The following is a 14,733-nucleotide window of genomic DNA, read 5'->3' as shown; positions in this document are numbered from 1 at the left end:
CATTCATCTGCCCCGATAACAGGTCACAACAAGAGGGAATCACGATGTCCGCGCCAAGAACCGCACTGCTCAGCGCTGTCGCCACCGCCCTGCTCGCCGCAAGCGCCGTGCAGGCCGCCGAACCGCTCAAGACCCTGGGCCAGGCCGAAGGCCAGCTCGATATCATCGCCTGGCCCGGTTACATCGAGCGCGGCGAGACCGACAAGAACTACGACTGGGTGACCCAGTTCGAGAAGGACTCGGGCTGCAAGGTCAACGTCAAGACCGCCGCCACCTCCGACGAGATGGTCAGCCTGATGGCCAAGGGCGGCTACGACCTGGTCACCGCCTCGGGTGACGCCTCCCTGCGCCTGATCGCCGGCAAGCGCGTGCAGCCGGTCAACGTCGACCTGATCCCCAGCTGGAAGAACATCGACGAGCGCCTGAAGAATGCACCCTGGCACGTGGTCGGCGGCCAGCACTACGGCACGCCCTACCAGTGGGGCCCGAACGTGCTGATGTACAGCACCAAGCTGTTCAAGGAGGCGCCGAGCAGCTGGAAGGTGGTATTCGAGGAACAGACCCTGGCCGACGGCAAGAGCAACAAAGGCCGCGTGCAGGCCTACGACGGCCCGATCTATATCGCCGACGCCGCGCTGTACCTGAAGACGCACAAGCCGGAGCTGGGCATCACCGATCCCTACCTGCTCAACGAGGAGCAGTACGCCGCCGCGCTGGAACTGCTGCGTCAGCAGCAACCGCTGATCCACCGCTACTGGCACGACGTCACCGTGCAGATGAACGACTTCAAGAACGAGGGCGTGGTCGCCTCCAGCGCCTGGCCGTACCAGGTCAATGCGCTGCAGCTGGAGAAGCAGGAGATCGCCTCCACCGTGCCCAGCGAAGGGGCCACCGGCTGGGCCGACACCACCATGCTGCACGCCGAGGCCAAGCACCCGGTGTGCGCCTACAAGTGGATGGACTGGTCGCTGCAGCCCAAGCTGCAGGGTGACCTGGCCGCCTGGTTCGGCTCGGTGCCGGCGGTACCGACCGCGTGCGAAGGCAACGCCCTGCTCGGCGCCGAGGGTTGCAAGACCAACGGCTTCGACAACTTCGACAAGATCGCCTTCTGGAAGACCCCGCAGGCCGAGGGTGGCAAGTACGTGCCCTATAGCCGCTGGACCCAGGACTACATCGCCATCATGGGCGGAAGGTAAGCATCCTGCTGACCACGTAGGGCGGGTGAAACCCGCGGCCTCCACTGCGGGTTTCACCCGCCCTACGCGATTGATCTCCCCTCTCCCTTTGGGAGAGGGAGTAGTCCCTACTTCCACCGCTTTCCCGTTGTACACCCACCACCGACGCTCCTGCCCCGTGTCGGCAAAACCCTGGCAGGGGTGGTGGGTGGCTTTCCTCCTGGAGTGTTCGAGATGACCCTTGCAGTGCAATTCACCGATGTGTCCCGCGTGTTCGGCGAGGTCAAGGCCGTCGACCGGGTGTCCATCGACATCCGGGACGGCGAATTCTTTTCCATGCTCGGCCCCTCCGGCTCGGGCAAGACCACCTGCCTGCGCCTGATCGCCGGCTTCGAGCAGCCCAGCGCCGGCTCCATCCGCATCCACGGCGAGGAGGCCGCCGGCCTGCCGCCCTACCAGCGCGACGTCAACACGGTGTTTCAGGATTACGCCCTGTTCCCGCACATGAACGTGCTGGAGAACGTCGCCTACGGCCTCAAGGTCAAGGGCGTGGCCAAGGCCGAGCGCCTGGCCCGCGCCGAAGAGGCGCTGGCCCTGGTCGCCCTCGGCGGCTATGGCGTGCGCAAGCCGGCACAGCTGTCCGGCGGTCAGCGCCAGCGCGTCGCACTCGCCAGGGCCCTGGTCAATCGCCCGCGGGTGCTGCTGCTCGACGAGCCGCTGGGCGCCCTCGATCTCAAGCTGCGCGAGCAGATGCAGAGCGAGCTGAAGAAGCTGCAGCGCCAGCTCGGCATCACCTTCATCTTCGTCACCCACGACCAGGGCGAGGCCCTGTCCATGTCCGACCGGGTGGCGGTGTTCAACAAGGGCCGCATCGAGCAGGTCGACACCCCGCGCAACCTGTACATGAACCCGGCCAGCGCCTTCGTCGCCGAGTTCGTCGGCACCAGCAACGTGCTCAAGGGCGAGCTGGCGCAGCAACTCAACGGCTCGCCGCGCCCCGTGTCGATCCGCCCCGAGCACGTTCGCCTGTGCGACGGCAGTACCCTGGGCGGCGACGAGGTGGCCGTGGGTGGCCTGCTGCACGATATCCAGTACCTGGGCGCCGCCACCCGCTACGAGCTGCAGTTGGACAACGGCCAGAACTTCGCCGTGAGCCAGGCCAACAACCAGTGGGGCGTGGGCGATGCGCCCTGCCAGCCGGGCCAGCGGGTCACCGCGCGCTGGGCCCGCGCGGCCATGGTCGCCCTGCGCGAGGAGGCCTGAGATGAGTCAGGCCATCGCCCTGCAGGCGGACGGCGGCGGACCGCTGCGCCGCCTGTCCAGCCTGCTCTACCGCAAGCCGACCCTGTACCTGTCGCTGCTGCTGATCCCACCGCTGCTGTGGTTCGGCGCGATCTACCTGGGCTCGCTGCTGACCCTGCTGTGGCAAGGCTTCTACACCTTCGACGACTTCAGCATGACGGTCACCCCGGACCTCACGCTGGGCAACTTCAAGGCGCTGTTCCAGGCCGCCAACTTCGACATCATCCTGCGCACCCTGACGATGGCCGTGGCGGTATCCCTGGCCGCCGGCCTGCTGGCCTTCCCCATCGCCTACTACATGGCGCGCTACACCGACGGCAAGACCAAGGCCTTCTTCTACATCGCGGTGATGCTGCCGATGTGGGCCAGCTACATCGTCAAGGCCTACGCCTGGACCCTGCTGCTGGCCAAAGGCGGGGTGGCCATGTGGTTCGTCCAGGTGCTGCATCTGCAGCCATTGCTGGAGCTCGTCCTCGGCATTCCCGGGGTGGGCGGCAACACCCTGTCGACCTCGCACCTGGGGCGCTTCATGGTGTTCGTCTATATCTGGCTGCCGTTCATGATCCTGCCGATCCAGGCCTCGCTGGAGCGCCTGCCGCCATCGCTGCTGCAGGCCTCGGCGGACCTCGGCGCCAAGCCGCGGCAGACCTTCTTCCAGGTGATCCTGCCGCTGTCGATTCCGGGCATCGCCGCCGGCTCGATCTTCACCTTCAGCCTGACCCTCGGCGACTACATCGTGCCGCAGCTGGTGGGGCCGCCCGGCTACTTCATCGGCAGCATGGTCTACGCCCAGCAGGGCGCGATCGGCAATATGCCGATGGCCGCCGCCTTCACCCTGGTGCCGATCGTGCTGATCGCCGTCTACCTGTCCATCGTCAAGCGTCTGGGGGCCTTCGATGCACTCTGAGAAAGCTTCCCTCGGCCTGAAACTGGCCGCCTGGGGCGGGCTGGTGTTCCTGCACTTCCCGATCCTGATCATCTTCCTCTACGCCTTCAACACCGAGAGCGCCGGCTTCAGCTTCCCGCCCAAGGGCCTGACCCTGCACTGGTTCGAGGTGGCCTTTGCCCGTGCCGACGTGCTCGAGGCCATCGAGCTGTCGCTCAAGGTGGCGGCAGTGGCCACGCTGATCGCCATGGTCCTCGGCACCCTGGCCGCGGCGGCGCTGTGGCGGCGCGACTTCTTCGGCAAGGAGAGCGTGTCCATGCTGCTGATCCTGCCGATCGCCCTGCCCGGCATCGTCACCGGCATCGCCCTGCTCTCGGCGTTCAAGACCTTCGGCATCGAGCCGGGCCTGCTGACCATCGTCATCGGCCACGCCACCTTCTGCATGGTGATCGTCTACAACAACGTCATCGCCCGCTTCCGCCGCACCAGCTACAGCCTGATCGAGGCCAGCATGGACCTCGGTGCCGACGGCTGGCAGACCTTCCGCTACATCGTCCTGCCCAACCTCGGCTCGGCCCTGCTGGCCGGCGGCATGCTGGCCTTCGCCCTGTCCTTCGACGAAATCATCGTCACCACCTTCACCGCCGGCCACGAGAAGACTCTGCCGATCTGGCTGCTCAACCAGCTTTCGCGCCCGCGCGACGTACCGGTGACCAACGTGGTCGCCATGCTGGTGATGCTGGTGACCATGCTGCCGATCCTCGGCGCCTACTACCTGACCAAGGGTGGCGAAGGCGTGGCCGGCAGCGGCAAGTAGCACCTATTCATGCAACCCGACGACACGAGGTTCTAGCGATGCAAACCAAACTGCTGATCAACGGCGAACTGGTCGCCGGCCTGGGCGCCGCCCAACCCGTGCTCAACCCCTCCCTGGGCAGCACCCTGGTACAGATTCCCGAGGCCAGCGCCGAGCAGATCGACGCCGCCGTACGCGCCGCCGATGCCGCCTTCGACGACTGGTCGCAGACCACTCCGGGCCAGCGTTCCGCGCTGCTGCTGGCCCTGGCCGACGCCATCGACGCCAACGCCGACGAACTGGCGCGCCTGGAGTCGCAGAACTGCGGCAAGCCCTACACCGCCGCGCGCAACGACGAGCTGCCGGCCATCGCCGACGTGTTCCGCTTCTTCGCCGGCGCCGCGCGCTGCCTGCAGGGTTCCGCCGCCGGCGAGTACCTGCCGGGCCACACCTCGATGATCCGCCGCGACCCGATCGGCGTCGTCGCCTCAATCGCGCCGTGGAACTACCCGCTGATGATGGCAGCCTGGAAGCTGGCCCCGGCCCTGGCCGCCGGCAACTGCGTGGTGCTCAAGCCCTCCGAGCAGACCCCGCTGACCGCCCTGCGCCTGGGCCAGCTGATCGCCGATATCTTCCCCGCCGGCGTGGTCAACATCGTGTTCGGCCGTGGTGCCGCCGTGGGCGAGCCGCTGGTCAACCACGCCAAGGTACGCATGGTGTCGCTGACCGGCTCCATCCCCACCGGCTCGAAGATCATCTCCAGCACCGCCGCTTCGGTGAAGCGCATGCACATGGAGCTGGGCGGCAAGGCCCCGGTGATCATCTTCGACGACGCCGACATCGACGCCGCCGTCGAGGGCATTCGCACCTTCGGCTTCTACAACGCCGGCCAGGACTGCACCGCCGCCTGCCGCATCTATGCGCAGAAGGGCATCTACGAGAAGTTCGTGGCCAAGCTCGGCGAGGCGGTCGGCTCGATCAAGCACGGCCTGCAGGACGACGACGGCACCGAGCTCGGCCCGCTGATCACCGAGGTGCATCGCCAGCGCGTGGCCGGCTTCGTCGAGCGCGCCAGCGCGGTGTCGCATATCGAGGTGGTCACAGGCGGCAAGGCCCCGGCCGGCAACGGTTTCTTCTTCCTGCCCACGGTGCTGGCCGGCGCCAAGCAGAGCGACGAGATCGTCTGCCGCGAGGTGTTCGGTCCGGTGGTCTCGGTCACCCCGTTCGACGACGAGGCGCAGGCCCTGGCCTGGGCCAATGCCTCCGACTACGGCCTGGCCAGCTCGGTGTGGACCCGCGACGTCGGCCGCGCCCATCGCCTGTCAGCGCGCCTGCAGTACGGCTGCACCTGGGTCAACACGCACTTCATGCTGGTCAGCGAGATGCCGCATGGCGGCCTCAAGCTCTCCGGCTACGGCAAGGACATGTCCATGTACGGCCTGGAGGATTACACCGCCATCCGTCACGTGATGATCAAGCACTGATCTGAGCGCCGCGCACTTGACCGGGCGTTGTTGGCCAGAACCTCGAAATGCTCATGTACTTCAGTACATTCCGCTTTCTCGGCTCTGACCGCCTAGCCCGGCCGGCGCGCGCGACGCTCAGATAACTCCAATGTTTCCCTGCTCCACGGGCGGTGCTCGGCACCGCTCGCGAGCAGCGCTACGCCGATTTCGGGCCAGCCGGCCCACAACCTGCGGGTACGCCCGCAACGGAGGCAAGCATGCGTCATCTCGTCAGAGCGTTATCCCTGCTGTCGCTGTTCTGTTTCGCCCACCTGGCCCAGGCGGCCGATGCCAAGGCCATAGTCGACGGCTACATGGCCGCCTGGAACGCCCATGACGCCGACCAGGCCGCGACCTTCCTGGCCGAGGACGCGGTGTACTTCGACGCCACGGTCGGCACACCGCAGAACGGCAAGGCCGCCGCCCGCGACAACGTGATCAAGGTCTTCGTCGGCGCCGTTCCGGACCTGAAGTGGGAGATGACCAGCGCGCCCATCGTCAGCGCCGATGGCATCGCCTTCCAGTGGAAGTTCAGCGGCACCAACAGCGGCGACTGGAGTGCCGAGACCAAGGCCACCGGCAAACCGCTGTCGTTCGAGGGTGTCAGCTTCATCCGCATCAAGGACGGCAAGATCGCCTACCAGGGCGACTACTACGACGCCCTCGGCTTCAACAAGCAGCTGGGCTGGTAAGCGGAGCGTGAACCAGCGCATGGATTCGCGCGGAACTGGGCGGGTGCGGTGGCAAAGGGAGTAGGGCGTCACACTTGTCCACCGAGCGATCTTTCAGGATCGTCCGAGCCCCGCCATCCCGGCGGCCGGAGCAGCCGCCATGCCCCTGCCCTCGCCCATTCGCCTGTTGCCGCGCCGCGCCCTGCTCGGCGCGCTGGGGCTATTGGTCGGCCTGGGCGGCGCACCGAGCAACGCCGGCAACACCCAACCCTCGGCCCTGGCCGAGGCGATCAGCGCCAACCGCCTGCAGGCCTGGCAACAGTTGCTGGAACGGCCCGCCAGTGATGACGAGAAGCTTGTGCTGGAGCGGGTCAACCGCTTCGTCAACCGCAGCGTGCTGCATGGCGAGGATCTGGATGTGTGGGGCGAGGCCGACTACTGGGCCACGCCACGCGAGACCCTCGGCCTGGGCCGTGGCGATTGCGAGGACATCGCCATCGCCAAGTATTTCGGCCTGATCCAGCTGGGTGTGCCCAGCGCCAAGCTGCGCCTGACCTTCGTCAAATCCCTGGAGCTGAAGCGCGCACACATGGTGCTGGCCTACTACGCCGACGAGCGCGCCGAACCGCTGATCCTCGACAACCTGCAGGCACAGATCCTGCCGGCCCGCGAGCGCCGCGACCTGCTGCCGGTCTATGCCTTCAACAACCACGGCATCTTCCTCGGCAGCGCGCCGCAGCGGCAGTCCAAGCAGTCGCCGCAGCTACTGTCGCGCTGGCAGGATGTCAGCGCGCGGGCGCTGGCCGAAGGCTTGTCGGCCAGCAACCCGCACTCCATCTAGCGCGCGGCGCCCCGCTCGTAGGCGCCCAGATCGCACACCGCCAGGCCATCGCCGTCGCCATCGCGCGGCCGCGGGTAGCCGCGCTGATCTACGGTCGGGCACGTGCCGACGCCCGCGTCCAGCGCCGGGCTAGCGGGAGGCAGGCTGAAGGTCGGCAAACCGGCGCCGTTGTCGGCCAGTGCATAAAGCACCTTGCCGTAGATGCTCTGGTCATCGACATAGACAGCGGCGGGGCAATTGCCCGAATCGAGACCGAGCAACAGCCCGCTCGCCCGCTGGACTGTTGCGTCGTTGATGCAATTGCCGAACTGGTTATCGACAATCACGCTGTTACGCACGTCCAGGAGACCGCGGTTATGCAGCCCCACCGCCGCGTTATCGGCAATGGTGACATGCAACAACTTCATGCGCGGGGAGTAATACAGCAGATCGGTGGCGTTACCGTTGGCCACTGCAGAATAAAACCCGGACCTCGAACTGCTGGTCGCTACCGTGGCGTTGGACATCGTCAGCACGCCATAGACCGCGTTGCGTACCGCGACGCCTTCGTCGCCATCGGCCCGGCTGTCCAGAATGGCCACCCGCGCCAGGCTGGCTTCACCCGTATTGAACAGTGTCGCCCCCGCGCTGATGCTGTTGGAGCTGATGACCGAATTGCTACGGAACAGGGTGTCACGCACGCTCAATGTGCCGGCATTGAACAGGGCCCCGCCCTCAGCGCGGCCGAGATCATAATTGGCGATGCCGTTGCCTTCCAAAATGCTGTCGTAAAGCTCTAGCGTGCCCTGGTTGTATATCGCCCCACCGCGGTGCTCAGCGAACCACAAGTACCAGATACGCAGCCCCGTCAGCAGACTGCGACGCAGCACGACATGGCCGCGGTTCTCGATACCGCCGCCATTCGAGGTGGTATAGCCGTTGCGCAACGTCACGTCCTGCACATCCAGCACCGCGCCGGCCTCCACCTCGAACAACCTATCGATGCTCCCGCCGTCGATGATGGTTTCCTGCCGAGCGACACCCACCACGGTCAGATTGCCGGCGAGCACGTCGAGATCGCCATTGAGGTTCTGATCCTCGTCGTAGACGTCACCGTCCACACCGTATTCCGGTGGCAAGGAAAGCTGGTAGGTACCGGCCCGCAGCACGATGCGATTGGTGCCACCCAGCTGGTTGTTCACGCTGACGGCATCGCGCAACGAACAATGGCTATCGCAAATACCGTCGAATTCATCGTTGAAGCGGTTGACCCTCAGGTCCTGGGCCAGGACGGCATCGGAAAGGGCAAGAACAGACGCGCAGGCAAGCGCGGATATGGAGTAGCGCATGGCGGAGGCTCCAGATACGGGACGTTATTCGCGGACAACGCCCAGCTTCCGCAGACTGTCGCACATGGGCGACGGATAACTTCTTAGGGGGGCGCAGGCACCCAGTCAAGACCGCTTATCCGCCGATTAGCACTCAGTGAACCCTCGGGCCACGCTCATAGGCGCCCAGGTCGCACCCCACCACTCCATCCCCGTCGCCATCCTGCGGCCGCGGGTAGCCACGCTGATCTAAGGCCGGGCACGCGCCGACACCCGCGTCCAGCGCAGGGCTGGCGGGAGGCAGGCTGAAGATCGGCAAACCGGCGCTGTTGTCGGCCAGTGCATAGAGCACCTTGCCATAGATGCTCCGATCATCGGCATACACAGTCGCAGGGCAATTACTGGCATCGGCACCCAGCAGCAATCCGCGGGACATCAGGGTTCCCGCGTTGACGCAATTGCCCTCCCGATTGTCGATAAGCAGGCTGTTGCGCACGGTCAGATTGCCCTGATTGTGCACCCCGACCGATAGGTTATCCGCAACGGTCGCGTGAATCAGCGTCAGGGAAGGAGTGCCCGGATACATGGGGTAGTCGCTCCCGTTGGCAACGGCGGCGAAGCTCTCCAACCCTGCATAGGGCGTCTTCGCCACGGTGACGTTGGCTAGCGTCAGCGAGCCGTCGCCATCGTTGCGTATCGCCGCGCCCTGACCATCGCCACGGTTGTTGACGAAGGATGCCCGTATCACGCTGGCCGCGCCGGTATTGAACAAGGCCCCGCCGATGCCGGTTACGTCGTCGGTACTCACGCCATTGTCGACAAACAGCGTGTCTCGCACCTTGAGCGTGCCAGAGCTGAAGATGGCTCCGCCAAAAGCCCCGCCGCTATCGCCCGTTAGCACATAGTTGCTCTCGAATCGGCTGGCATACACCTCGAGTTGGCCACTGCTGAAGATTGCTCCTCCGCTCTGCTCACCGCCCCATGGATATCGGCAGCGGTTCTGGGTCAGCAAGCTGTGGCGCACGGTCAGCTGGCCACGGTTTTCGATTGCCCCGCCGTCCTCGGAGGTCTGCCCGTTGCGCAGCGTCAGATTCAACACCGTCAGAGCAGCACCGGCCTCGACCTCGAACAGACGGTCGACCGCGCCACCGTCGATGATGCTGTCGCGACTGTCGGTGCCGACCAGGGTCAGCGAGCCGGCGAGCACATCGAGGTCGCCATTGAGGTTCTGATCTTCGTCGTACACCTCGCCCTCCTCGCCGTAATCGGGGGGCAATGCCAGGGTGTAGATGCCGACGGGCAGGAGGATGCGGTTGTCACCGCCCAGCAGATTGCTGGCCGTGACCGCGTCACGCAGCGAACAATGGGTATCGCAGATACCGTCGAATTCATCGTTGAAGCGGTTGACCCTCAGATCCTGGGCCAGGACGGCATCGGAAAGGGCAAGAACAGACGCGTAGGCAAGCGCGGATATGGAGTAGCGCATGGCGGAGTCTCCAGATGCAGGACGTTATTCGCGGACAACGCCCAGCTTCCGCAGACTGTCGCACATAGGCGACGGATAACTTCTTAGGGATGTGCATGCACCCAGTCAAGACCGCTTATCCGCCGATTAGCGCTTAGTGAACCCTCGGGCCGCGCTCGTAGGCGCCCAGGTCGCACCCCACCAGTCCATCCCCGTCGCCATCCTGCGGCCGCGGGTAGCCGCGCTGATCTACGGTCGGGCACATGCCGACACCTGAATCCAGCGCCGGGCTGACCGGCGGCAGGCTGAAGGTGGGCAAGCCCGCACCGTTGTCCCGAAGTGCGTACAGAACCCTGCCGTAGATGGCCTGCTCGTCGACATACAGGTCCGCCGGGCAGTTGCCCGAATCGCTGCCGAGCAGCAGGCCGGCGGAGCGCACGATGGTTCCGTAGTTGACGCAGTTGTTCTGCGGGTTGTCGACGATGATGCTGTTGCGCAGTTCGAGGAAACCGTCGTTATACAACCCCATCTGCCCATTGCCGGCGATGGTGACATTCAGCAGCTTGAGGCGCGGGCTGCCGGGGTAGGCCCAGTGATCCGAGCCGTTGGACACCGCCGCATCCGTCTCGGACTCCTGGCTGCCGCTGCCCGTGATCGTGGCGTTGGACAGGGTCAGCACGCCGTTGCCATCGTTGCGCACCGCGGTGCCCTGACCGTCGCCCCTGCCGCCCAGAATCGCCACCCGGGCCATGCTGGCCTCACCGATGTTGAACAGCGCCGCGCCGAAGCCGGTGACGTCATCGGTGTCCACCACGTTGTTCTCAAACAGGGTGTCGCGCACCTGCAGCCGGCCGGCGTTGAACAGCGCGCCGCCCTGGGCGCTACCGCTGTCATTGATGTTGATGACGTTGTGCTGAAAGAGGCTGTCGTAGACCACCAGCGTGCCTTCGTTGTAGATCGCGCCGCCGTAGTGCTGGCCGTCCCACTGATAGGAGATCAGGTTGTCAGCCAGGCGGCTGCGCCGCACGATGACCTGGCCGCGGTTCTCGATGGCACCGCCGTTGGTCGATGTGAAGCCGTTGCGCAGGGTGAGGTCGCGCACATCCAACACGGCCGTGCTGGCAACTTCGAACAGGCGATCGAGCCGCCCGCCATCGATGATGCTGCTGTCTCGTCCGGCGCCCACCAGAATGACGCTGCCGGCGAGCACATCGAGGTCGCCGTTGAGATTTGCATCCTCGTCGTAGACCTCCCCCTCCTCCCCATACTCCGGCGGCAGGGACAGCTGGAACGTACCCGCCGGCAGCAGAATGCGGTTGGGCCCCTGGCCCATCTGGTTGTGCGCGCTGATCGCGTCACGCAGCGAGCAGTGGGCATCACAGACGCCATCGAACTGATCATCGAAACGGTTGACCCGAAAATCATGGGCCAGTGCGGAGTCGGCAAGAGCAAGAACGGATGCGCAGGCAAGCGCGAACGGGACATGACGCATGGCGGAACCCCCATGGGAAGACGTTATCGCGGATAACGCCCGGCTTCCGCTCCAGCGCCGCGTCGTAGCGGCGCATTAACCTTTAGAAGCCCACCCCGGCAGCGTCAACGCCACTCATCCGGTCAGCTCAACGCGGAGCCAGATGCGCTACCAGCAATTGCACGCTTTCGCGGCCCTGGTACTCGTTGACGTCCAGCTTGTATGCCAGCTCCACCCAGCGCACGTTGGGGTTGGGCCAGGTGTCGCGGTCGACGTTGAAGGCGATGCCGTCCAGGGTCTGGCCGCCGCATTCGGTCTTCAGCACCAGCTTGAGGTGCTTCTCGCCCACCACCCGCTGATTGACGATCTGGAACACGCCGTGGAACAGCGGCTCGGGGAAGTGCTGGCCCCAGGGCCCGGCGTGGCGCAGGGCCTTGGCCAGCTCCAGGTGGAACTCCTCGACGCCCAGCTGGCCGTCGGACAGCAGGCGCCCGGTGAGATCGTCCTCGCTCAGTTGGCGGCGCACCTCGGCGTCGAAGGCGGCGGCGAAGGCACCGTAATTCTCCTGCGGCAGCGACAGGCCGGCGGCCATGGCATGCCCGCCGAACTTGCTGATCAGCCCCGGATGGCGTGCGGCCACGGCATCCAGCGCATCGCGGATATGCAGCCCCGGCACCGAGCGCGCCGAGCCCTTGAGCAGGCCGTCACCGGCATCGGCGAAGGCGATGGCCGGGCGGTGGTAACGCTCCTTCAGGCGCGAGGCGAGGATGCCGATCACGCCCTGGTGCCAGTCCGCCTCGAACAGGCACAGGCCGAACGGCATGTCCTCGACGCTCATGTCCTTGAGCTGGGCCAGCGCCTCGCGCTGCATGCCCTGCTCGATGGCCTTGCGGTCCTTGTTAAGGTCGTCGAGCTGCTGGGCCATGTCGCGCACCAGCGCCTCGTCGTCGCACAGCAGACATTCGATGCCCAGGCTCATGTCGTCCAGGCGCCCCGCGGCATTCAGGCGCGGGCCGAGGATGAAGCCGAGGTCGGTGGAGCTGATGCGCCCGTGCTGCCGCCCGGCCACTTCGAGGATCGCCCGCAGGCCCGGCCGCGCCCGGCCGGCGCGGATGCGCGCCAGGCCCTGATGCACCAGGATGCGGTTGTTGGCGTCCAGCGGCACCACGTCGGCCACACTGCCCAGGGCCACCAGATCGAGCAGCTCGCCCAGATTCGGTTCGGCTACACCGCTACTGGCAAACCAGCCGATCTCCCGCAGCCTGGCGCGCAGGGCCAGCAGCACGTAGAACATCACCCCGACCCCGGCCAGGGACTTGCTCGGGAACTCGCAGCCCGGCTGGTTGGGATTGACGATGGCATCGGCCGCCGGCAGCTCCGGTCCCGGCAGGTGGTGGTCGGTGACCAGCACCTTGAGGCCGGCAGCCTTGGCCGCGGCCACGCCCTCGACGCTGGAGATGCCGTTGTCCACCGTCAGCAGCAGGTCGGGCTGGCGCTGCAGGGCCACTGCGACGATTTCCGGGGTCAGGCCGTAGCCGTACTCGAAGCGGTTCGGCACCAGGTAGTCGACATGCGCCGCGCCGAGCATGCGCAGGCCGAGCACGCCGACCGAGCTGGCGGTGGCGCCGTCGGCATCGAAGTCGCCGACGATCAGGATGCGCTGGCGTTGCTCCAACGCCCGCACCAGCAGCTCCACCGCGCCGTCCATGCCCTTCAGCTGTTGGTACGGAATCAGCCGCGCCAGGCCCTTGTCGAGCTCGGCGGCGGACTGCACGCCACGGGAGGCGTACAGGCGGGTCAGCAGCGGCGGCAGCTCGCCCAGATCGGGCAGCGTGGCGGGCAAGGGGCGAAGGTCGATGCGCATGGGGTATTCCGATTGTTTTGCTAGGCGTCCAGTAGCGACGCGGAAGGCTCCCTCTCCCTTTGGGAGAGGGTTGGGGTGAGGGAAACTCCGCGCAGGCGATCAGCCCCTCACCCCTGGCCCCTCTCCCGGAGGAGAGGGGAAGCGAGGCTCAACGCTCGCCGTGCAGCCACTCCAGCGGGATCTCGTGCTGGCCGCGCTCGTCGGTGACATAGAGCAGGCCGTCGCTGATCATCACGCTCCAGCTCACCGAACGCGGCAGGTCGCGGGCCAGGTTCTCCAGGGCTTCCTGGTCCACGCTGACCACATTGATGTTTTTCAGGCTGCGCACGCCGTCGAGCACCTTGTTCTGCCATACGCGCAAGCTGCCATAGGCGACCAGGCTGAAACGCTCGGTGCGACGCGAGCACCAGGTGATGCGCTCGGCGTCTGGCTGGCCGACCTCGATCCAGTGCAGCACGCGGTCGTCCAGGCTCTTCTCCCACAGCGCCGGCTCGTCGACGTCCGACAGGCCGCGACCGAAGGCCAGCTGCTCGTGGTACCACAGCGCATAGGCGATCAGCCGCACGCACAGCCGCTCCTCGGTCTCCGAGGGATGCTTGGCCACGGTGAAGCGCAGGTTCTCGTAGACGTTGCGGTCGATGTCGGTGAGGTTGAGTTCGACTTTGTAGGGCGTGGCTTGCAGGGCCATGGGCGGACTTCTTGGCTGGCGGGAAAGGCGGCAAGTCTACCCGAAAGGCCGCCTCGCCACGAACCCGGCCGCTCAGCGGGCGAAGCGTGCCCAGAGCTGTTCGAACTCCGCCGCATAGGCCGCCAGCAGCTGCGGATGGTCGATCACCAGCAGGTTCTCCTCGTTGCTGGTGCTGGCACTGCGGGTCCAGTTGAAGCTGCCGTTGAGCAGCACGCGACCATCGAACAGGGCGAACTTGTGGTGCATGTGGAAGGGACTGTCGTCGATGCGCAGCGGCACGCCCTGGGCGAGCAGGTGCTGGATGTCGCTGCCCTCGTCGAACTGCTTGTCGTTGTCGCTGATCACCCGCACCGCCACACCGCGGCGGTGGCAGGCGACGATCTCCTCGCTGAGGCGATCGTCGGAGATGGTGTAGACGCAGATATCCACGCTGCTGCGCGACCGGCGGCACAGCTCGCGGATCTTGCGCAGGCAGTCCTCGCCGGGGCTGAAGTGGGCGCTGGCCAAGGCCGGACGCGGCGGCGCACTGGCAGCGTCGAGGGTCTTGATCACCTGTTCCAGCCATTTCAGCGCCGGCAGCAGATTGGCCGTGTCGGTCAGCGCCAGGTCACGCACCAGGTCGAAGGCGCGGTTGCGCAGGTAACGCACCTGGTCCGGGCCCAGGTCGCTGCCCAGCTGGCGCAGCTCGTCGCGTTCCTCGTTGCTCAGCTTGAGATCGACCAGGCTGTCGCGCAGTTGCTGGTCGAGACGGGCAAAGTCCAT

The 14,733-nt window shown here is 66.1% G+C and carries 13 protein-coding genes; 7 read left to right on the top strand and 6 right to left on the bottom strand.

Going from position 1 to position 14,733, the window contains the following annotated elements:
* The first annotated feature begins 44 nt into the window (after window positions 1–44).
* From ydcS to FFS62_RS18130, 7 genes are all read left to right on the top strand, one after another.
* Entirely contained in the window at window positions 45–1,196 is a 1,152-nt protein-coding gene (gene ydcS, locus FFS62_RS18160; protein ID WP_137974250.1) for a putative ABC transporter substrate-binding protein YdcS, read from the top strand.
* A 213-nt stretch (window positions 1,197–1,409) separates the two neighbouring features.
* Window positions 1,410–2,438: an ABC transporter ATP-binding protein gene (locus FFS62_RS18155; protein ID WP_137974249.1), complete on the top strand. Its 1,029-nt coding sequence runs from the start codon at window positions 1,410–1,412 to the stop codon at window positions 2,436–2,438.
* Between the two features lies 1 nt (window position 2,439).
* The gene (locus FFS62_RS18150) at window positions 2,440–3,384 is read left to right on the top strand and encodes an ABC transporter permease (RefSeq protein ID WP_137974248.1); all 945 of its coding nucleotides are present in this window, start codon (window positions 2,440–2,442) and stop codon (window positions 3,382–3,384) included.
* Window positions 3,374–4,180: an ABC transporter permease gene (locus FFS62_RS18145; protein WP_137974247.1), complete on the top strand. Its 807-nt coding sequence runs from the start codon at window positions 3,374–3,376 to the stop codon at window positions 4,178–4,180. The genes FFS62_RS18150 and FFS62_RS18145 overlap by 11 nt, the downstream gene beginning before the upstream one ends.
* A 38-nt stretch (window positions 4,181–4,218) precedes the next feature.
* Complete coding sequence (locus FFS62_RS18140) at window positions 4,219–5,643, top strand: gamma-aminobutyraldehyde dehydrogenase (RefSeq protein WP_137974246.1); 1,425 nt, start codon at window positions 4,219–4,221, stop codon at window positions 5,641–5,643.
* Between the two features lie 239 nt (window positions 5,644–5,882).
* Window positions 5,883–6,356, top strand: coding sequence for an ester cyclase (locus FFS62_RS18135; protein ID WP_137974245.1), 474 nt, complete (start codon window positions 5,883–5,885; stop codon window positions 6,354–6,356).
* 139 nt (window positions 6,357–6,495) lie between these two features.
* On the top strand, window positions 6,496–7,176 hold the full coding sequence (locus FFS62_RS18130; protein WP_137974244.1) for a transglutaminase-like cysteine peptidase: 681 nt from the start codon (window positions 6,496–6,498) through the stop codon (window positions 7,174–7,176).
* Here the strand turns inward: FFS62_RS18130 and FFS62_RS18125 are convergent.
* From FFS62_RS18125 to FFS62_RS18100, 6 genes are all read right to left on the bottom strand, one after another.
* On the bottom strand, window positions 7,173–8,504 hold the full coding sequence (locus FFS62_RS18125; protein ID WP_137974243.1) for a choice-of-anchor Q domain-containing protein: 1,332 nt from the start codon (window positions 8,502–8,504) through the stop codon (window positions 7,173–7,175). The two genes, FFS62_RS18130 and FFS62_RS18125, sit on opposite strands and share 4 nt — an antisense overlap.
* Before the next feature lie 133 nt (window positions 8,505–8,637).
* Window positions 8,638–9,969: a choice-of-anchor Q domain-containing protein gene (locus tag FFS62_RS18120; protein WP_137974242.1), complete on the bottom strand. Its 1,332-nt coding sequence runs from the start codon at window positions 9,967–9,969 to the stop codon at window positions 8,638–8,640.
* A 133-nt stretch (window positions 9,970–10,102) separates the two neighbouring features.
* Window positions 10,103–11,440 (bottom strand): CSLREA domain-containing protein, encoded by a 1,338-nt coding sequence (locus FFS62_RS18115; protein WP_137974241.1) that lies wholly within the window; start codon window positions 11,438–11,440, stop codon window positions 10,103–10,105.
* Window positions 11,441–11,567: 127 nt separating this feature from the next.
* On the bottom strand, window positions 11,568–13,283 hold the full coding sequence (recJ, locus tag FFS62_RS18110; protein ID WP_137974240.1) for a single-stranded-DNA-specific exonuclease RecJ: 1,716 nt from the start codon (window positions 13,281–13,283) through the stop codon (window positions 11,568–11,570).
* A 148-nt stretch (window positions 13,284–13,431) separates the two neighbouring features.
* On the bottom strand, window positions 13,432–13,971 hold the full coding sequence (locus FFS62_RS18105) for a YaeQ family protein (protein WP_137974239.1): 540 nt from the start codon (window positions 13,969–13,971) through the stop codon (window positions 13,432–13,434).
* Window positions 13,972–14,043: 72 nt separating this feature from the next.
* Window positions 14,044–14,733, bottom strand: a complete 690-nt coding sequence (locus tag FFS62_RS18100) for a phospholipase D-like domain-containing protein (RefSeq protein WP_137974238.1) — start codon at window positions 14,731–14,733, stop codon at window positions 14,044–14,046.

The sequence above is a fragment of the Pseudomonas sp. F(2018) genome, from assembly GCF_005508865.1.
GTDB lineage: Bacteria > Pseudomonadota > Gammaproteobacteria > Pseudomonadales > Pseudomonadaceae > Aquipseudomonas.
The sequence above is the reverse complement of the archived record's forward strand: the minus strand, read 5'-3'. Positions and strand labels throughout refer to the sequence as shown.